Origin of the sequence: Catenulispora rubra (assembly GCF_015356825.1) — a bacterium.
Taxonomy (GTDB): Bacteria; Actinomycetota; Actinomycetes; order Streptomycetales; family Catenulisporaceae; genus Catenulispora; species Catenulispora rubra.
On record NZ_JAACYW010000108.1, the window covers coordinates 1 to 19,103 of the forward strand.

15 protein-coding genes are annotated in these 19,103 nt (G+C 68.0%); 3 read left to right on the top strand and 12 right to left on the bottom strand.

Annotated features, from left to right (window positions below; translation table 11 throughout):
- On the top strand, positions 1-519 hold a 519-nt coding region (locus GWK61_RS26765; protein WP_194912488.1), incomplete at its 5' end, for a ricin-type beta-trefoil lectin domain protein.
- Positions 520-607: 88 nt separating this feature from the next.
- On the opposite strand, the gene GWK61_RS26770 is transcribed toward GWK61_RS26765, so the two are convergent.
- Positions 608-1,495, bottom strand: coding sequence for a hypothetical protein (locus tag GWK61_RS26770; protein WP_194912490.1), 888 nt, complete (start codon positions 1,493-1,495; stop codon positions 608-610).
- Positions 1,496-1,789: 294 nt separating this feature from the next.
- Between GWK61_RS26770 and GWK61_RS26775 the strand changes: the two genes are divergently transcribed.
- Complete coding sequence (locus GWK61_RS26775; protein ID WP_194912499.1) at positions 1,790-4,960, top strand: GH92 family glycosyl hydrolase; 3,171 nt, start codon at positions 1,790-1,792, stop codon at positions 4,958-4,960.
- 70 nt (positions 4,961-5,030) lie between these two features.
- On the opposite strand, the gene GWK61_RS26780 is transcribed toward GWK61_RS26775, so the two are convergent.
- The 4 genes from GWK61_RS26780 to GWK61_RS26795 all read right to left on the bottom strand — a co-directional run bounded on the left by GWK61_RS26780 (position 5,031) and on the right by GWK61_RS26795 (position 9,473).
- Positions 5,031-6,386: an acyltransferase family protein gene (locus GWK61_RS26780; RefSeq protein ID WP_194912501.1), complete on the bottom strand. Its 1,356-nt coding sequence runs from the start codon at positions 6,384-6,386 to the stop codon at positions 5,031-5,033.
- Positions 6,387-6,568: 182 nt separating this feature from the next.
- A complete protein-coding gene (locus tag GWK61_RS26785; protein WP_194912502.1) occupies positions 6,569-7,750 on the bottom strand; it encodes a hypothetical protein in 1,182 nt (393 codons plus the stop codon).
- Entirely contained in the window at positions 7,743-8,264 is a 522-nt protein-coding gene (locus GWK61_RS26790; protein ID WP_194912503.1) for a SigE family RNA polymerase sigma factor, read from the bottom strand. The genes GWK61_RS26785 and GWK61_RS26790 overlap by 8 nt, the downstream gene beginning before the upstream one ends.
- A gap of 438 nt (positions 8,265-8,702) precedes the next feature.
- Complete coding sequence (locus GWK61_RS26795) at positions 8,703-9,473, bottom strand: SEL1-like repeat protein (RefSeq protein WP_194912505.1); 771 nt, start codon at positions 9,471-9,473, stop codon at positions 8,703-8,705.
- 264 nt (positions 9,474-9,737) lie between these two features.
- Between GWK61_RS26795 and GWK61_RS26800 the strand changes: the two genes are divergently transcribed.
- A complete protein-coding gene (locus tag GWK61_RS26800; protein ID WP_438939785.1) occupies positions 9,738-11,321 on the top strand; it encodes a purple acid phosphatase family protein in 1,584 nt (527 codons plus the stop codon).
- A 3-nt stretch (positions 11,322-11,324) separates the two neighbouring features.
- Here the strand turns inward: GWK61_RS26800 and GWK61_RS26805 are convergent, their stop codons facing one another.
- From GWK61_RS26805 to GWK61_RS26835, 7 genes are all read right to left on the bottom strand, one after another.
- Positions 11,325-11,525 (bottom strand): hypothetical protein, encoded by a 201-nt coding sequence (locus GWK61_RS26805; protein WP_194912512.1) that lies wholly within the window; start codon positions 11,523-11,525, stop codon positions 11,325-11,327.
- A complete protein-coding gene (locus tag GWK61_RS26810; RefSeq protein ID WP_194912513.1) occupies positions 11,522-12,025 on the bottom strand; it encodes a MarR family winged helix-turn-helix transcriptional regulator in 504 nt (167 codons plus the stop codon). Before GWK61_RS26810 ends, GWK61_RS26805 begins: the two co-directional genes overlap by 4 nt.
- A gap of 105 nt (positions 12,026-12,130) precedes the next feature.
- Positions 12,131-14,467, bottom strand: a complete 2,337-nt coding sequence (locus GWK61_RS26815; protein ID WP_194912515.1) for a beta-glucosidase family protein — start codon at positions 14,465-14,467, stop codon at positions 12,131-12,133.
- Between the two features lie 146 nt (positions 14,468-14,613).
- Positions 14,614-15,432 (bottom strand): carbohydrate ABC transporter permease, encoded by an 819-nt coding sequence (locus GWK61_RS26820; protein WP_194912517.1) that lies wholly within the window; start codon positions 15,430-15,432, stop codon positions 14,614-14,616.
- A complete protein-coding gene (locus GWK61_RS26825) occupies positions 15,429-16,262 on the bottom strand; it encodes a carbohydrate ABC transporter permease (protein WP_194912536.1) in 834 nt (277 codons plus the stop codon). The genes GWK61_RS26820 and GWK61_RS26825 overlap by 4 nt, the downstream gene beginning before the upstream one ends.
- 109 nt (positions 16,263-16,371) lie before the next feature.
- Entirely contained in the window at positions 16,372-17,652 is a 1,281-nt protein-coding gene (locus GWK61_RS26830) for an ABC transporter substrate-binding protein (protein WP_194912518.1), read from the bottom strand.
- Positions 17,653-18,053: 401 nt separating this feature from the next.
- The gene (locus GWK61_RS26835; RefSeq protein WP_194912521.1) at positions 18,054-19,094 is read right to left on the bottom strand and encodes a LacI family DNA-binding transcriptional regulator; all 1,041 of its coding nucleotides are present in this window, start codon (positions 19,092-19,094) and stop codon (positions 18,054-18,056) included.
- Positions 19,095-19,103: the final 9 nt, after the last annotated feature.

Here is a 19,103-nt window from a genome sequence, read left to right on the forward strand (position 1 = left end):
ATCGACGGCGGCACCGTGAGCACCGTCAACGACGGCACGTTCCTGTCCGGGCAGGTCGGCATCGGCGTCGTCGGCTACCAGACCGACGAGTTCGACAACGTCACCGTCACCCCGGGCAGCGGCACGGCCCAGCCTCCGACCGGCCCAGTCACCTCCGGCATCACCGGCAAGTGCCTGGACGACAACACCGGCTCCGCCGTCAACGGCACCAAGGTGCAGATCTGGGACTGCGACGGCAGCGGCGCGCAGCAGTGGACGTACACCGGCGGGATGCTCCAGATCAACGGCAAGTGCCTCGACATCACCGGGGCCGGGACCGCCAACGGCACCCTGGCCGAGATCTGGGACTGCAACAACGGCGGCAACCAGCAGTGGGAAGCCGTCGGCAACACGCTGGTCAATCCCTCGTCCGGCCGCTGCCTCGACGACCCGGCGTCCAACACCGCCAACGGCACGCAACTCGAGATCTGGGACTGCAACGGCGGTCTGAACCAGAAGTGGACGCTGCCTTCGAGCTGAGGCAGGCAGGCCTATGACTCGTGACCCGTGAACCACGGTGCCGCGCGTACTTCCCCATGGTCCCCATGGAGGGACGCGCGGCACCGCCTCAGGTCGGAAGGCGCCAGCTGATGCCCTGCACGCCGGTCAGCAACGAAGTCCCGATGAGGTGGACCGTGTGGTGGCTGTTGACCTCAAGGGCTGTCGTGGGGCGGATCGGCTTGTACAGATCGCTTTGGACGAAGGCGTGGCACGCCACCGGCAGGGCGGCCCGGTCGAAGACGATCTCCATGATGTACTGCTCGGTGCGGTGACGTACCGCGTGGGCGAGCAAAGAGCTGGGCTCGCCGGTGGGATTGGTCCAGCGGTATTCCAGCAGCCAGGTTTCGTTCGCCTTCAGGCGCTGGCCGAACCGGAGTTCGGCGACCATCACCGGTTCGTGCGCGTGCCACCGAACCTGCCCGACCGTGCAGTTGGCGACGGCTTCGAGGTCGATCCGGTTCAGGGCCGAGCCCGGGTCGGCGAAGTGCCGCAGAACATAGCGGTCGACGCCGTCGCGCCGGGCTCTCACCACCATCCGTGACGCGATCCGCCAGACCTGCCCGATCTCGTTGACCCAGGCGCGATCGTGGTGCGACAGCACGTCGACAGTGCGCTCCCGGGCTCCCGGCCACTCGTCGAGCAGTTCGCCCAGTGCTCCGTGACGCTCGCTGAGCTCAGTGCGTGGAATGAGGTCGGTCAGCGCCTGATGCGGCAGTCCGAGCACCTCCTCCAAAGCCTGGACGGCGGGTACCGAGGCAGGCCGTGCCTTGCCGTGCTGCCAGTCGCCCAGGGTGGACACCCCGATCGGGTATCCGCGCGCTGCGAGACGTTTGCAGACCACCTGCAGAGTCAGCCTTCGATGCCGAATCGCCATGCGGAGCAGGTCGTGGAAGCTCACCAAAGTCTGGTCCGGAATTCCGGACCCGACGCGGACGGTCCCCTGGGGGCTAGGCATAGATCGATCCCTGGCATGCGTGACTCGATCACACAGGAAGCACGAAATTCGAACAATTATAAGCGTGCGTCCGAACGGGAGCAAACGCAACCGCACCAGGGGCGTCAAGAGTCTCTGGGCTTGGCCTTCCGGCGCTACGCCGGCCGGAGCGGGAAGTGTAGACAGTCACGCGGCGACCGTCCATATCCCTTAAGGCTCCGGATATTCGGATATTGCGACAGCCTCCAGGCCGTCACAGGATGCCAACCAGCCTGTGAACGCCCGCCGATCCACCCCGCCCATGGAGGTCTGCCCATGTCACGTCGATTGGTCCGCTACAGATTTCGCAGGCGCGCTCGCCATGCCCTGGGCACGTGCCTGAGCCTGGCGCTCACCGTCACGGCCGCGGTCGCGGGGACGCAGGCGGTGAGCCAGGCGTACGCGGCGGTCGCCGACCCGGCCAGTGCTGTCAATACCCTGATAGGTTCGCAGAACCACGGCGAGACCGTGCCGGGCGCGGCGACGCCCTTCGGGATGGTGCAGTGGAGCCCGGAGAACACGGCCGGGGACCAGACCCGAGAAGTGGAGCCGGGCGGGTACGGCTACGACTTCCCGAAGATCCGCGGCTTCAGCCTCACCCATCTGTCCGGCACCGGGTGCGCGGGTGCCTCGGGCGACATACCGTTTCTGCCGATCACCTCTTCGGTGTCCACGTCTCCCAGCTCTGACACCTCCGACTCCACCTATGCCAGCACCTTTTCGCATGCGAACGAGACCGCCACCGCCGGCTACTACAAGGTCGGGCTGGATTCGGGCGTCACGGTCGAGCTGAGCGCGACCATGCACACCGGAGCGGGCCGGATCACGTACCCGTCCGGCGGCCCGGCCTCGCTGCTGGTGCGCACGTCCAACTCGGAAGTGGGCAGCACCGCGGCGACCACCACCATCGACACCGCGGCACGCACCATCAGCGGATCGGTGACCAGCGGGAACTTCTGCGGCTACATCAACCCGATCGACCGGCGCAGCTACTACACGCTGTACTTCGTCGCAGCCTTCGACCACCCGATGACCTCCACGGGGACGTGGAACAACGGCACCGTCACCGCCGGCTCGACAAGTGCCTCCGGCGGCACCGGCTTGGATTCCAACGGCTTTCCGGCGGCCGGGAACGGCTCCGGAGGCTATGTCAGCTTCGGCACCTCCGCGGGCGGCACCGTCGGCGTGCGGGTCGGCATCTCCTACGTCAGCCAGGCCAACGCCCAGGCCAACCTGAACGCCGAGAACCCCGCCGGGACCAGCTTCGACACCGTGCGGCAGAAGGCCCACGACGCGTGGAACACCGCACTGAATCGGATGAGCGTCAGCGGCGGCACCAGCGCCCAACAGGCCACGTTCTACACCGCGCTGTACCACTCCCTGTTGCATCCCAACGTGTTCAGCGACGTCAACGGCCAATACGTGGGCATGGACGAACAGGTGCACGCGGTCTCCGGGGCGCAGAAGGCGCAGTACGCCAACTTCTCCGGCTGGGACGTCTACCGGGACCAGGTGCAACTCGTCACGTTGCTGGAACCGGACGTCGGCGCCGACATGGCCCAGTCGTTGTACAACCAGGCCAGCCAGAACAACGGTGTGTGGGACCGCTGGACACACAACCAGGGCGGCACCCATGTGATGACCGGCGACCCCGGCCACGCCGCGGTCTCGAGCATCTACGCCTTCGGAGGTACGACCTTCGACGCCGCCGGCGCCCTCGCGTCGATGGAGCACGCCGCCACGACGGTCACGTCCGACGACCTGAGTTCGGCCGGCTGGAACGTGATGGTCGTGGGCGAACGACCCTCTCTCGACAAGTACCTCTCGCTCGGTTACGTGCCCGCTGACAGCAACGCCTGGGGCGGGGCAGGGGAAACGCTGGAAGACGGAGCCGCCGACTTCGGCATATCCACCCTCGCCGGCCGGCTCGGCGACACCTCGACGGCGGCCACGTTCCTCAACCGGGCGCAGGGCTGGAAGAAGGTCTACAACTCGGCCAACGGCGGCTACATCCAGCAGCGCAACTCCGACGGCAGTTGGCCCTCGTTCAGCCCGGACACTGAGGACGGCTTCGCCGAGGGCAGCGCGGCGCAATACACGTGGATGGTCCCTTACAACGTCAACGGGTTGTTCACCGCGATGGGCGGCAACGCCACGGCGGCATCCCGGCTGGACCAGTACTTCCACAACGCGGATGGCACCTGGGCCCTGACGGGTGGCAACGGCACCACATCGGACCTGAGCAACGAGCCGTCGATCGGCGACCCGTGGCTGTACGACTTCGCCGGGCGGCCGTACCAGACCCAGAACACCGTGCGGCAGGTGGTCAACACCCTGTGGAACGACACCCCCGCCGGCATCCCGGGGCAGGACGACCTCGGCGCCATGTCGTCCTGGTACGTGTGGGCCGCGGCGGGCCTGTACCCCTTGGCTCCGGGCCGCTCCGACCTGCTGCTCGGCTCACCGCTGTTCACCCAGGTCGTCGTCCACCGCAGCAACGGCGTGACGATCACGGTCAACGCCCCCGCGGCGGCGGCCGGCACTCCGTACATCCAGAGCCTCAAGGTCAACGGCGCGCCGTCGACCAAGCCCTGGTTGCCGGAGTCGTTCGTCGCCAGCGGCGGCACCCTCGACGAAACCCTCGGCACCAGCGCCAACGCCGCGTGGGGCTCGGCTGCGTCCGACGCCCCGCCGTCCTTCGACACCGGTTCTGCTCCAAGCAACGACTTCTCGCTGGCGGTGAGTCCGTCGTCGGGTTCGGTGGCGCCTGGTTCTTCGGCTACTGCGACGGTGAACACCGCCGTGGTGTCGGGATCGGCGCAGTCGGTGTCGCTGAGCGCCAGCGGACTTCCCAGCGGTGCGACGGCCTCGTTCAGCCCGTCATCGGTGACCGCCGGCGGATCCAGCGCATTGACGATCTCCACGTCGCCGTCGACTCCGGCCGGCACCTACGCGCTCTCGATCACCGGATCGGCCGCGTCGGCGACACACTCAGTGGCCTACACGTTGACGGTCACCGGTTCCGGCGGCGGGATCTCGAACGGTGCGCACACGCTGATCGCCTCGGGCAAGGCACTGGACGATCCGAACCACTCCACGACCGCGGGTACGCAGCTGATCACATGGGCCCCGACCGGCGGCAGCAACCAGAGTTGGGTGTTCACGCAGCAGTCCAACGGTTCGTATCAGATCGTGAACAGCGAATCGAACCTGTGCATCGACGTCTCGGGAGGCTCAACGTCCCCAGGTGCACAGGTGATCCAGTGGACCTGCCACGGCGGCGCCAACCAGAGCTGGGTCGTCACACCGCTCGCAGGCGGTGGCGGGTACACCATCGCCTCGCAGAACGGCGGACTGCTGCTGACCACCGCCTCAACCTCGGACGGATCGCTGGTGACACAACAGGCCAACACCGGCTCAGCCCTCCAACACTGGGCCATCAGCTAAGAACACAGCCAACTAGCAGGGCGGCCGGCTCGACCGAGGCCGGCTGCCCGCTACTTGGGCGTAAAGATCACTACTTCAGTTTCCAGCGTTTGAGCTTCATCGCCTGCTTCTCGACCAGGAACCACGAGGGCACGGCGAGTGCGAGCGTCCCCACGAGGGAGGCCATCAGGTACGCGAGTTGCCCGTGACGGTTGAACGCCATGACAGCGAGCGCCTGTTCCACGACGAATCCATAAATGTAGATGCCATAAGAGAAATCATTGTCGTGCCAGAGCACGGGGAACGGCCTGGGCAGCTTCAGCGCTAGCCAGAACAGGAGGTAGGCGAACGCCGGGATGCCGACGACGTAGAACGCTCCGACCCACATCGTGCCGACGAAAAGCGCGGCCGCCGCTGCGGCAAGGACGCGATTGACGGGGACTCGGTCGGCATAGAGCTGGAGTAGCATTCCCAAGGTGAAGGCGAACCCCAGATATGCGAACTGGGTGCTTTGCAGCGGACCCATGTAGCCCTGGACCACCGGGAGGCCTATGGTGAACCCACCGTCCAGGTCCTGCGGTGCGCGCCAGCTCGCGGCCACGTCCAGATCGTCGAGCAGATAGATCCACAGCCCTACGGCGATGAACAGGATGAGCCGGCGCGACGATTTCAGCACCTTGGTGACGGCCAGTACGCCGACGATGAAATAGCAGGCGATCTCATAAGGGAGCGACCAAAGCGCCCCGTCGAAGCCGATGTCGAAAGCATGATGCCACTTGCGCGCCGTGGCGATGACGTTGGAGATGTCGAACTGCCCGAGGCCGGTCCACCAGTTGGCCTTCATATAGGAGAAGGGGCCGTTGCCGGCGTGCCAGAACCCTGCGGTCGTGTGCATCTGATGGTAGTAGAGCAAAGGAGCCACCACGCACGCGGTGAAGATAAGGCATACCCACAGGCCGGGGGCGATACGCAGCGCACGGGCCCAGGTGTAGCGACCGATACTTTGGTGCATCGCGCTACGGCTGATCAGGAATCCGGACAGGATGAAGAACCCGAAGACGGCCAGTCGACCGAGGTTGATCTGACCGCCGGTGCTGATATCGCCGGGGTCCGGCTTCCCGTATCCCAGCGGGCTCGAGTGGGAGACCACGACGGCGACCGCCATGAGCAGGCGCAGGAGCCCGATGGCGTTCTTCTGGCTGGAGAACCCCTCTGCGAGCGTCTCGCCGGAGAAGGCCCATCGGGGGCATCGCCGGCGGTGGCGAGTGGTTTTCTCCTGCGAGGAGGCTCCGGCCTCAGCGGGTGCGGCGGCGTGCGAAGCGGTCGAAGCGGTCGGTACGGATATGCGGCTGGGCCGTGATTCCACTGGAAGACCTTTCGCGTCGGGGCCGCTGAGCGGTAGCGGCATGACGCAATATGCGAGGTATACGAAGTATGCGAATGTCATCGGGGCATGCGAGGTCGCCCGGACGGCCTGTCGGCGGCCCGCTGACCTTGCAGCTGTAGAGCCTTGGAAGCTCACCTCGGGCACTGCCGCGACCCGACGGTGGTCACTTCCCGGAAGTCATCGCAGTCCGGTGCGGCGCTGTGACGCCGCACCGGACTCGCGGCGCTACCGGACTCGCGGCGTTATTTGACGGCGAAGAACGTGTCTGTGCGAGTCTCACCGCCAGGTGGCAGGCCGGCAGATGTATCAGCGGCATTGAATCCGCCGACCACGTGCGCGGCGATCCCGAGATCGCCTGTCGCGCCAGTCGGCGTATTGCTGGCGAGGGTGATTCGCAACCGGACGGTAGTGGTCGCTCCGGGTGCCAGTGGCTGGATGTTCAGGAAGACTGAACCGTCCTGGTCGAACGACACGGTCGACCAGCCGGTGCCGTCGTAGACCTGTACCTGAACAGCCCTTGAGATCGGCGAGGAGGTGACGACATCGGTGGTCCAGAAGGCGATCGGCGGATACTTTATGGGCGTGTCGTTGGTGAGGGTGACGTCGAATTCCCCGGTCGTGCCCGGCGTCAGTGTCTTGGGTCCGGAGACGGTCATGGGCAGGAACTTCACGGCGATCTTGTCGGTCTGGGCTTGCGCCAGTGTCAACGAGCCGGCGGTCAGCTTGACCCCGAGGGTGAAGAACGACCCTTCGGGGTCGATGAGCAACTGTTCGGTGCTCGTGCCGCTGGGCAGATCGAGGGTGTAGTGCGCCACCCGGACGTCCTCGCCGTGCGGGTCCACGCCGTTGTTGAGGAACGTGACAGCCACGTTCGTCCAGATGCCGGTGACCGGGTCGTGCCGCAGGATCAGGTCCAACGGCCACGGACCCGTGGTGTTCGCCACCTCGCTCTTCGGCCGGGTGAGGGTCAGGGTGACGGTGACTCCGGAGACAGCCGGTCCGTGGTCGTCGACGGTGAACGTCACAGGGTTCAGGACGCCGGCGGCGTACTGGACCGGCGGGTGCAGCGCCAGATCGACAGGTCCGGCCCCACTCTGAGTGGTGGTGCCGGCATTCGTCGGAACCGGGGCAACCGCAGGTGCCTGCTGATCCGGCGAGACCGTTGCCGACCCGGTCGTCAGGCCGGTCGAGATGTTCGGTGATGGTATAGGCGCTGTGACACGCTGGCTGCCGCCGTTCGTCGCGGCGACCGATGTGATACCGACGCCCGCGACCAGGGCCATGGCCACGCCGACCGTTCCCGCGACCCTCCGACGGTGGAAGCGCTCACCTCGGGTCCGCACCGAAGCGGCCGATGGCGGCACTGTCCGCTCGGTGAACCGGGCTACGTTCTCCCGCAGTTCGGCCTCGAAATCCTCATGCATGGCCGGGCACCTCCCTCTGGTCGGATCCGAAGTCGTTCCCGCGGTCGGACAGATGAGGGGACAGTGCCTGACGGCCCCGTGAAAGGCGGGCCTTCACGGTCCCGACCGCGACGCCGGTCTCGGCGGCGATCTCCTCCAGCGACTGACCCACCAGATGGTGCAGAACGATCGCCTGCCGCTGGACAGCCGGAATTCGGCGCAGCGCCGCGATGATCGCCACGTTGTCCACGCTGGCTTCGGGCTCCTGCTCCGGCGGACCGTGCCGGCGATGCGCGCGAGCCCGACCGACTGCTCTGCGCCAGGCACTGACTCCGGCACGGAACGCCACAACGCGCACCCAGGCCTCGGGATCCGGGTGCGTGGAGACTCTGTCCCAGTGCTGCCAGGCCTTGGCGAAGGCATCCTGAGTCAAATCCTCCGCGTCCGCCCTACTGCCCGTCATCGCATAGACATGGCCCGTGACGCGGCGAACGCTTGCTGCGTAGAAGGCGTCGAAGTCTGTCGTGTCGCGCATGACCCCCCTGTCGGTCTGTCGCTCTGTGCTCTGGTCGGCAGTCGCCAGTGCACGACCTCGATGCTTAATTACGCTCGGGTCGGGCCGCAGGTTGCGAAGATCTTTTCGGCGCCGAACGCCATCTTTTCGGCCGCGAGGGCGATGAGTGCCTCGGGACCGGTGAAGCCGTGGGCGGCGCATACGGTCCCACCTGGATCCGCACTCGCGCCTGGAGGTCCGGTTCAGGCTCCAGTGCCGCCACGACAAGGCCGCACCTCCGCCACCGGACCATCAGCTAAGAACACAGCCAGCCGGAGCCCGGCAACTCTCCGCGGCTCAAAGCTCTGGCCGATTCAGCCAGTAGAAGGGCGGCCGGTTTCGCCCCGGGCCGGCCGCACGCTGCCGGACAGCGTTACCCCGGGACGGCCGCCCGCTACCGCACAGCGTCGCCGCTACCGATCAGTCGCCGTCGAGATCCGGCCAATCGTCGGCCCATTTCGGGGCCGACCTCCGTGCTCGCGCCTTGTCGTACCACTCCTTCGCCTCGGCGCGGCGTCTCGTTCTGTTCAGCACGTCGCCGAGCAGCTCCATCCAATCGGGTTCCAGGTGGTAGTAGCGGCCCTTGTAGTTGGAGTCGAGAGCTGCGCGCACGTAGGGCTCGGCCAGGTCGGAGCGCTGCGTACGAGTCAGTATTCGGGCGAGGTCGATGCAGGCGCGGGGGTCGGCGTCGGTGCGGTCGGCCGCCAGTCGCAGGTAGTGCTCCGCGTCGGCCTGCCGGCCTTCTTGGCGAAGAAGCCATTCGCCGAGGTGGTAGGCGGCTTTCGCGTGACCGCCGTCGGCGGCTTGGCGGAGGTGGCGCTCGGCGTCTGAGGTGTCACTCGAATACCGGGCGAGCCGCAAGTGCATCGCGCCGAGGATGAACGCGGCGTGTGTGTGCCCTGATTCGGCGGCCGCTGCGAGGTAGCGCTCCTCCTCGTTCGACCAGAACTGGTCCTCCTCAGGCGCGGCAGGCCTCGACCTTTCCTTGGCCAACGCGCGGGCGAGCTGCAACCCTGCGTCAGCATGACCTGCGTCCGCCGCGCGGCGCAGATGCAGGCAGGCGAGCTCGCTCAGCCGCCGATCCGATCGCAGGTGTATCTGGGAATTGAAATGGTCGCGCCACTTGCCGACGTAGTGCATGCCGAGCGCGTACGAGGCTTGCGCATCCCCGCTCTCGGCCGCTTTCCGCAATGACCTTCGCTTCAGGGGCCCCACGGTCGTGTTCTACCCGCGAGCGGGGCCGACATCGATTAACCGGCCGCGAACCTCCCCGGAACAGAGCCGCAGCCGGTTCGTCGTCGCGTCGCGTGGCGTCACGCTCACAGCTGCGGACCAGGAGATGTCTCCTGATGTTGACACGGAAAGCCGGCGTTCAGCCAGCCGTCGCCAATAGGCGCCACTCTTCTACCTTCGGCCGCGACACAGCGACACGGCGACCCAGCAACACCAGGAGGCATGAAGATGGACGCAGAAACCGGCGCACTCGATTCGGCAGAAGGCCTGAGCCGTCGTCATGCCCTCGGACTGCTCGGAGTGGCGGGGGCCGGAGCCTCGATCCCGCTCCTGGACGCCTCGCCGGCGGCGGCAGCGCAGAGCAAGACCGGCGCACCGGCGATCAGTCTCACACCGGACTCGGCCGGGGCGCCGCCTGTGCAGGGCCTGCACCTGACATTCGGTGCGGATCCCGCCACCCAGATGGTCGTTTCGTGGATCACCGACGGGCCCGTGAACAAGCCTCGCGTCATGCACGGAACCCTGGAGGACGGCTTCGGTGCCGGCGTCAGCGCTCAGACTCGCACCTACGTGGACGGCAAGTCCGGACGTACCGTGTACGTCCACCACGCCGCCTTGAACCACCTGCGTCCGGGCACCGACTACGTCTACCTGGCGGCACACCAGGGCGCCACGCCGGACAGCGGGACCTTCCGCACCGCCCCGCGCGGGCGCATGCCGCTGACCTTCACCAGCTTCGGCGACCAGGCGGCACCGCAGGTGTCGTGGGGCTCCGACGGAACGCCGGTCCTGGACAACAACTCCACGCCCGCCAGCAAGGACATCGTGACCGGCATCGAGCAGGTCGCGCCGCTGTTCCACCTGCTCAACGGCGACCTGTGCTACGCCAACCGGGACGTCGACCGGGTGCGGACCTGGAACAACTTCTTCACCAACAACACCCGCTCGGCGCGCTTCCGCCCGTGGATGCCGGCGGCCGGCAACCACGAGATCGAGTCCGGCAACGGCCCGATCGGGATGGACGGATTCCAGGCGTACTTCACGCTGCCGTCGACCGAGACCGACCCCGAGCTGGCCGGCCTGTACTACGCGTTCACGGCCGGTTCGGTCCGGGTCATCGTGCTGCAGAACGACGACTACGTCATCCAGCACGCGAGCGACTACTACATCAACGGCTACTCCGGCGGCCGGCAGCTCGCCTTCCTCGAACGGGAACTGCGGGCCGCCCGGTCCTCCCGGGAGATCGACTGGGTGGTCGTCGCGATGCACCAGGTCATGATCAGCACGGCCGACGCCAGCGGCTCGGACCTGGGGCTGCGGCAGAACTACGGGCCGCTGTTCGACCGGTACGGCGTCGACCTGGTGGTCTGCGGCCACGAGCACAACTACGAGCGGTCGCTGGCCGTCCGGGGCGTCGTCCACGGCAGCGAGACCCTGACCCCCAACCCGGTCTCGTCGGCGACGGACGTCATCGACACCTCGCTGGGCACCGTGCACATGGTGCTCGGCGGCGGCGGCGTGTCAGGCACGTCGAACCAGTCGTTCTTCAAGGACGGCACCGGAAAGGTCCTCACCGCCTACACCGGCGGCAACTCCGTCTACGTCAAGGAGCAGGCGGTCTGGGCCGGCACCCGGGACGCCGACCACCCGTACGGCTTCGCGGCGTTCACCGTCGACCCCGGCCGGCACCCCGGCGACACGACGCGCATGCACGTGACCTACTACAACGTGAACAAGCCGAACGGCCAGCTGTCGGTGTTCGAGCAGTTCACCTTGCACCGCAAGCGCTCCGACGGCCACCGTTGAAAGCTACCGTCGTCCGGCGGGGTCGTCCGGGCCCGAGTGGTGCTTGTCGTGGTCGCCCGTCATCTTCTTGGTCAGCTGGTCGGTGAGCCGGCCGGTGATGTTCACGCGCGGCTGGCGCCGCCGCAGCCGAGACGGGTCGGGCACCGGCACTCCTCGGGCCCTGAGGAAGGACAGGACCACGCGGATCAGGACACCGAGAATCACGATTGTGCTCCATCCATGGGCTGGGGATCGGCTCGCCATCGGTTTTTGACCACGGGCTGTTCGGCGTCACGGCTGACGGCCGCTGCCATCGCGTCGTTGAGTCGGGCCAGCGCCGCGGTGAGAGAGTCGACCTCCGCCGGATCCCAGCCCTCAAGCACGGGGGTGAAGCGGGCGACCAGACGCAGCCGGAAGTCCTCCAGCAGGGCGGACCCGGTCGCCGTCGGGTGGATCAGATAGCTGCGACCGTCGGAGGGGTCGGCCTCGATCCGCACGTATCCGGCCTCTTCGAGCCGCTTGACGTGGCGGGTCACACTCGGGTGTGCGACGTCCAGCATCACTGCGACCTCCGAGGGCCGGGCGCCGTCCCGCTGCGCGGCCAGGGCCAGCACTCGCATGGTGGTCTCGTCGGCCGGGTTCTGCTCCGTACCGCGCCGCACGTGCCGGGCTACAGCGGACAGCTGGCCGAGCAGCGCCAGAACCGAGCCATCATTTACTTCCATTACGTAAATACTATGCCCCTCGGGCGCTTCCGCAAACCCGTCTCCGGTTCCCGCTGCCGCCTTCGAGACGCTCCATCTCGAAAGCGGCAGCCAGGTCACCGACAGCTACTGAGGAACCTCGACACTCGCCGACATGGTCCTGCCGTGGTCCAGGAAACTCGTCTCGCCCCGCAAGGTCACGCTGACCGCCCGGCCCGGATCGCCGGCGGACTGCGCCACCGTCAGCACGATCTCCCCGGGCTCGACGCGACGTCGCAGATCCGGTCCCGTGAAGCCGGTCAGGTCGGCGTGGATGCCGAACCGCACATCACGGGTCTGGCCGGCCTCCAGCTCGACGCGCGCGAAGGCAAGCAGTTGCCGGACGGGGCGGGTGACCGAGGCGACCGGATCGGTCAGGTAGACCTGGAGCACCGCGGTCCCGGCACGTCGGCCGGTGTTCGTCACTGTGGTCAAAAGGTTGATAGTGCCGTCCACCGCGACCGCATCCTCCGCGGCCCGGGTACCGCCGATCTGGAAGCCGGCGTATCCCAGCCCGTGCCCGAAGGGGAAGGCCGGAGTCGGGTCGATGTTGCTGACGCCATCGCTCTTCAGCGCGAGCGGAGACGCGAGGTAGGTGCCGGGCTGCCCGGCGGCGTCGCCGGGGATCTGGACGGGCAGCCGCCCGGACGGGTTCACCCGCCCGGAAAGCACACCGCTGATCGCGGACGCGCCCTCCTGGCCCGGGAAGAACGCCTGCACGGTGGCCGCCGCCAGCCGGGAGTGCCGCGCGATCGGATAGGGGCGGCCGGAAACCACGACCAGCACCGTCTGCCGAGCCGCGGCAAGCACGGCCTGGGCCAGATCGTCCTGGACGCCGGGCAGGCGCAGCACGGCCAGGTCGCAGCCCTCGCCGGAGGTGCCGTGTCCGAACATGCCGGAGCGGTCGCCGAGGACCAGCACGGTGACGTCCGCTTCCGCCGCGGCAGCCACCGCCGCGGTGAATCCGTCGCGGTCGTCACCGCTGATCGTGCAGCCCGGCTCGTAGCGGATCTCTGCTTCCGGGAACTCCCCCCGCAGGGCTTCCAGCACGGTCGGCGCCTCGACGCCGAGCGGCAGCTCGGGGTGGTGGGGCAGGACGTGGTTGACGAACGAGTAGCAGCCGAACAGGCAGCGGGCGTCGTCGGCACCCGGCCCGATCACGGCGATGGAGCGAGGCGCGGCCAGCGGCAGCACCCCGTCGGGGTTGTCGAGCAGCACCACGGATTCCTCGGCCAAGCGGCGGGCGACGTCGCGATTGCGCGGTGAGTCGAAGTCACCGCCCGCCGTGTACCGCGTCGGACGCCAGTCCACGTCCAACAGGCCCAGCTCGGCCTTCTGAGTCAGGACCCGCAGCACCGCCCGGTCCAGTACCTCGGGCGCGATCCGGCCGTCTTTGACCAGGGCACGCAGCGGTTCGGCGAAGCCGGTGCGGTGCGGCAGCTCTACGTCGATCCCGGCTTGCAGCGCCAACTGGGCCGCGTCGGTGACGTCGGCGGCCACATGGTGCATCGTGGCCAGGAACGCGACCGACCAGTAGTCGGACACCACGGTGCCGGTGAAGCCCCAGGTCTCGCGCAGCAACCGCGTCAGCAGCGCCTCGTCGGCGCCGCACGGTACGCCGTCGATGTCGTTGTAGGCGTTCATGACGGAGCCGACGGGGCCGTGGACGACGGCCTTCTCGAACGGCGGCAGAATGACGTCGGCGAACTCACGCGGTCCCAGCGCCGCGGGGGCGTGGTTGCGCGCGGCCCGGGACGCGGAGTAGCCCGCGAAGTGCTTCACCGTGGCCACGACGCCTGCTGATTGCAGGCCCTGTACATACGCCAGCCCGAGTTCGGAGACCAGGTAGGGATCCTCGCCCAGGGTTTCCTCGACCCGGCCCCAGCGGTAGTCGCGCACCACGTCCAAGACCGGCGCCAGACCCTGGTGGACCCCCACCGCGGCCATGTCCGAACCGATCGCCGCCGCCATCTCCCCCACGAGGGCTGGGTTCCACGTGGACGCCCAGGCCAGCGGAGTCGGGTACACGGTGGCCTGCCAGGCGGTGAACCCGGTGAGGCACTCCTCGTGGGCGATGGCCGGGATGCCGAACCGGTTGGCGGCGGTCACCTGGGCCTGAAGCTGCGCCAGTCGTTCCCGGCCGGCCTCGGGCGTGATCGGTGCGGTGCCGAAGATCCGAGTCAGGTGGCCGAGCCCGTCGGTGACGGCCTCGTCGAAGGACTCGGCGGAGGCGAACGTGGCCTGCATCGGCGCCACGTCGCCGCCCGTGTCATGGCCCGGCCAGGTGCTGCCGAGCTGCTGGATCTTCTCCGTCTCGGTCATGGCGGCGAGCAGAGCCCGGGCACGCTCGGGCGCCGGGAGCCCGGGGTCGTTCCAGGGTCCGGTCACCGGGTTCTGGTCGCTTGTCGTCACGGTGGCGTCCATTTCTGTGCAGGTTCAAGTTCTGTGCAGATTCACGTTCTGTGCAGGTTCAAGGCATGGGTTCAGCGACGGACGGCGCGGCCGACGTACGGCTCGGGCGTCCGGATGGGCTTCTGATGGGCTTCGGTGCGGCGGCCCGGGAGCGGCGGCTACTTGCCGCCGGCCCCCATCAGCCCGCTGACCAGGGCACGGCGGGCGAACAGGTAGACCACGAGGATCGGGACGGCGGAGAACAGGACAGCGGCCAGCAGCGCCGGCACGTTCGCCCCGTACTGGGAGACGAAGTTGTAGAGCCCGAGGGTGACGACCTTGTCGTTCTCCGACTGGGTCATGATCAGCGGGAAGAGGAAGCCGTTCCAGGCCTGGAGCGCGGCGAAGACCGAGGCCGTGGCGATGGCCGGGCGGGCCAGCGGGATGACCAGCTCGCGCAGGACCCTGCGGGGTGTGGCACCGTCCAGCGCCATCGCCTCGAACTGCGAGGAGTCGATCTCCCGCATGCCCCCGCTGATCACCAGGATGCTGACCGGCATCGAGAACGCCGCGGTCGGCAGGACGATCCCCCACAGGCTGTCGTACAAGCCGAGCCGGTTGACGATGTAGAAGAGCGGGATGATGACCGCCTGGGCCGGGATGGCCAGCCCGAGGAGGAACAGCCGGAACACACCCCTGGTGATCCAGCCTCTCCCCCGCACCACCGCGTAGCTGATCGGCACGCAGGTCGCCAGCACGATCGCGACGGTGAACGCGGCGACCAGCACGGTGTTCCACAGATAGCCGAGGAAGCCGCTGTGCAGCACCGTGCTGAAGTTCTCGAAGGTCACCTTGGACGGCAGCGCCAGGGGCCCGCCGTCCGTGTACGAGCCCTGCGGCTGAATCGCCGTGTTCACCAGTGCGTACAACGGAACGCCGATGATCAGGAGCCAGATACCGGCGGCCAGCCCGGCGAGATGGTTGGGACGTTTCCTCACAGCCCCTCCAGAGTGCTGTCCATCTTGTCGAAGCCGCTGAGCTTCACCAGCACCAGCGATGCCCCGGTGGCCAGCAACAGCAGGAAGGCCGCGATGGCGCTGGCATAGCCGTAGTCGTAGGTCCGGAAGGCGGTCTGGTACATGCTGAACGGCAACGTCGCCGTGTCGGTCCCCGGGCCGCCGTTGGTGATCAGCAGCACGATGTCGAACGCCGTCAGGCCGCCGACGACCATGAACGTCGCCGAGGTGATGACGGTGTTGCGCAGCTGCGGCAAGGTGATGCTGAAGAACTGCCGCACCCGCCCGGCGCCGTCGATCTCAGCGGCCTGATACAGCGTCTCCGGGATGTTCCGGGCCGCGCCCTGGTACAGCAGGCTGTGGAAGGGGATGAACTGCCAGCTGGTCACCAGCACCAGGCAGGCGACGGCGCCACTGGAGCCGCCCAGCGGATCCGCGTTCCCGCCGAACAGCCACGACAGCTTCGCCGGGAGGCCGAAGTTGGGGTCGAGCAGCTGGCGCCACATCACCGCCGTGGCCGCCGTGGACAGCAGCAGCGGCACGAAGAACACCGCCGACAGCACCGCCCGGTTGCGCTGGCGGCCGGCCGCCCACACGCCGAGCAGGATGCTGATCGGCGCCTGCACCGCGATGTTGCCGAGCATCAGGACCCCGGTGACCAGGGTCGAGTCGACGATCTGGCCGTCGCTCACGAACCGGGACCAGTTGTGCAGCCCGGTGAACTGCGGCGTGCTCAGCCCGTCCCAGCTGGTGAAGGACAGGTACAGGACACCGGCCATCGGCACCAGCGCGAAGACGGCGAAGAACAGCATTCCCGGCAGGGCCCAGACCGCGCCGGGCCGCTCCACGGAGTGAGCGGTCCGGCGCGGCTCCCGACGCCTGGCGACCCGTGAATCCGTCAGGGAAACCACGTGTGCCTTCCTAGTGCTTGATGGCGAGGACGCCGCTGACGAACTGCTGCGGACTGTCCTGGCCGTTGAACAGCTTCTGGATCTCGGTGAGCAGCGGCGTCCCCAGCGTCAGCCCGAGAGCCTGGTCCCAGGACTGGGTGAAGGCCGGGGCGGTGGACACCAGGTCGTACTGGAACTCGGCGTAGGCCGGGTCGGGAGCCTTGGCCAGCGCCTGCTTGGCGTTGGTCGTGACGGGCACCTCGCCCTTGGCGACGAGTCCCTCGACGTAGCTGTCGCTGTAGGTGGTCTTCAGGAACGCCGCGGCCGTCGTCTGTGGCGCGGCGGTGGTGACCGACAGGTAGTTGGTCGGGTTGCCGACCACGTCGGCCGGGTCGCCGACGCCGCCGTCGACGGTCGGGAAGGCGACGTAGCCCATGCCGTCCTTGGCGAAGGTCGGGTCCGCGCCCTGCTGGGTGGCGTACTCCCAGGAGCCCATCAGCTCCATCGCCGCCTTGCCCTTGGCCAGCAGGGTCGAGGTGCCGCCGGCGCCGTAGTTGACCGAGCCGAAGTTGTCGCCGAACGCGCCGCTGTCCACCAGGCTCTTGACCATCTGCGCGGTCTTGAGGATCGCCGGATCGTTCCACTGGCTCCAGTCGCCGCCCTCGATCTTCTGGAAGAGCTGCGGGCCGGCCAGGCGGTCCACCAGGTACTCGATCCACATCAGCTCGGTCCACGAGGAGGTCCCGCTGCCGGCCACGGTGAACGGCGTGACGCCGCGGCCCTTGAAGACCTGCACCAGGTTCGTCAGGTCGCTCCAGGTCTTGGGCGGCTGCACACCGGCGTCGGTGAAGACCTTCTTGTTGTAGAACAGGAACACCGGCTGGGTCCCGCGGGCCGGAATCCCGACCAGCTTGCCCTCGACCGTGCCGGCCTGCAGAGCCGCCGGAAGGAACTGCGCCTTCAACGCCGAGTCCAGGGTCACCAGCTTGCCGGCCTTGACGTAGTCGTCCAGGCTGCCGCCGCCGTAGTTGAAGAAGATGCCTGGCATCTGCGAGGAGCCCATCCCGGTGCGGACCTTGTCCTTGAAGCCGTCGGTGGCGATCACGGACATGGAGACTTTGCCCTGGCCGGTGGCGTTGAACGTGTCGACGGCCGCCTGCTGCACGGTGTTGGTCGGGTCCTGCAGAGTCCAGAACTGGACGGTGCCGACCGGGGACTTGGACGCGGAGGCCGAGGAGGAACAGCCTGCGGCAGCCAGCAGCGCGGAACCGGCCGCGAGAGCTGCGAAAACCTTTCTGGACCTGTTGTTCATGGCAACGCCTTTCGAATCGGCGGACGTCCAGCGGGGGTCTGGTCGTCGGGAGGGGAAGTCCGAGGTGATGCAGGGCGGCCGATCAGGACGCGGCGTCTGTGGACGGGTCCCTCGGCGCTGCCGCGGATGCCCTGCGGTGAGCGATCACGTTAGGTGGCGCGAAACATCACGGCAACACAATCGGCGACCCCGGTTTCGAAAGACTTTCGAAGACGGGCCGGGCATCGCCCGTGATCAGGCTGAGAACCGGCCTTCACGATCTTCGACAGGCTGGCTCCTGGACGGCTCTGCTCGAAACAGTTTCGGGTTCCGCCGCGGAGGCCGGCGATCTTCCGGCGGACGCACCCGGGCTCGTTCTCAAGGGGTGCGACGCAGGACACGGCGGCTCAGGACACAGCGGCTCAGGACACGGCGACGCTGCGAGGAGCGGCGGTCGAGGCGCGCAGAACCAGCTGCGTGGCCAGCTCGACCCGCGAGGACGCGGGCGACTGGCCGCGGGTCAACTGCAGCAGCACCCGCGTCGCCTCGTGCCCGAGCTCCTCGAACGGCTGGCGCACGGCGCTCAGCGGCGGCGACGCCATCGCCGCGACCAGCGTGTCGTCGAACGACATCACCGCCAGGTCGCGCGGAACGCTGAGGCCGACCTGCCGGGCCGCTTCCAGGACGCCGAGCGCCTGCGCGTCGCTCGCGGCGAAGATGGCGGTGGGCGGTTGTTCCGCGCGCAGGATGTGCTTGCTGGCGGACAGCGCCTCGCCGAAGTCGAAGTCCGTCGCCCGCACGAACGCCGGGTTGTACGCGATGCCGGCCTCGTCCAGCGCGGCCCGGTATCCGTGCAGCCGCGCCGCGCCGGCCAGCGAGTGCGACCGCCCCGCGACCATGCCGATCCGGGTGTGTCCGAGGCCGAGCAGATGCTGGACGGCGTCCCTGGCCCCGCTCCAGTTCGTCACGCCGATGCTGGGGATGTCCTGGGTCGGCGCGTTCAGCGGGTCGACCAGGACCACCGGCAGGTGCTGGTCGACGATGCGCTGCTGGTCGTCCTCGGTCAGCATCGAGATCACGAAGATCAGCCCCAGCGCGCGCAGCGACACGCAGCGCTGGAGCCAGGTGGAGATCGGACGGGCGCCGATCGTGCCGGTGACCACGTCCACCCCCAGGGCCCCCGCAGCCTCGACGATGCCGCGGACCACCTCCAGGGTGTACGGACCCGACAGGTCGCGGAACACCGCGACGATCTGCTGCGCCTCGGCGGGATCCGGGTCCCACGAGCGGACGTACCCGTGCCGGGTCAGGAGTTCCTCGACCCGGGAGCGCGTGGACCCGCTGACGTCACGGCGCCGGTGTACCACCTTGGACACCGTACTGAGGGAGACACCCGCCTCCGCGGCTATGGCCGTCAGCAGGCCGTACTGCCGATCCAGATGTTCCTTGCCGTGTGCTGTCACGCGAGCAGC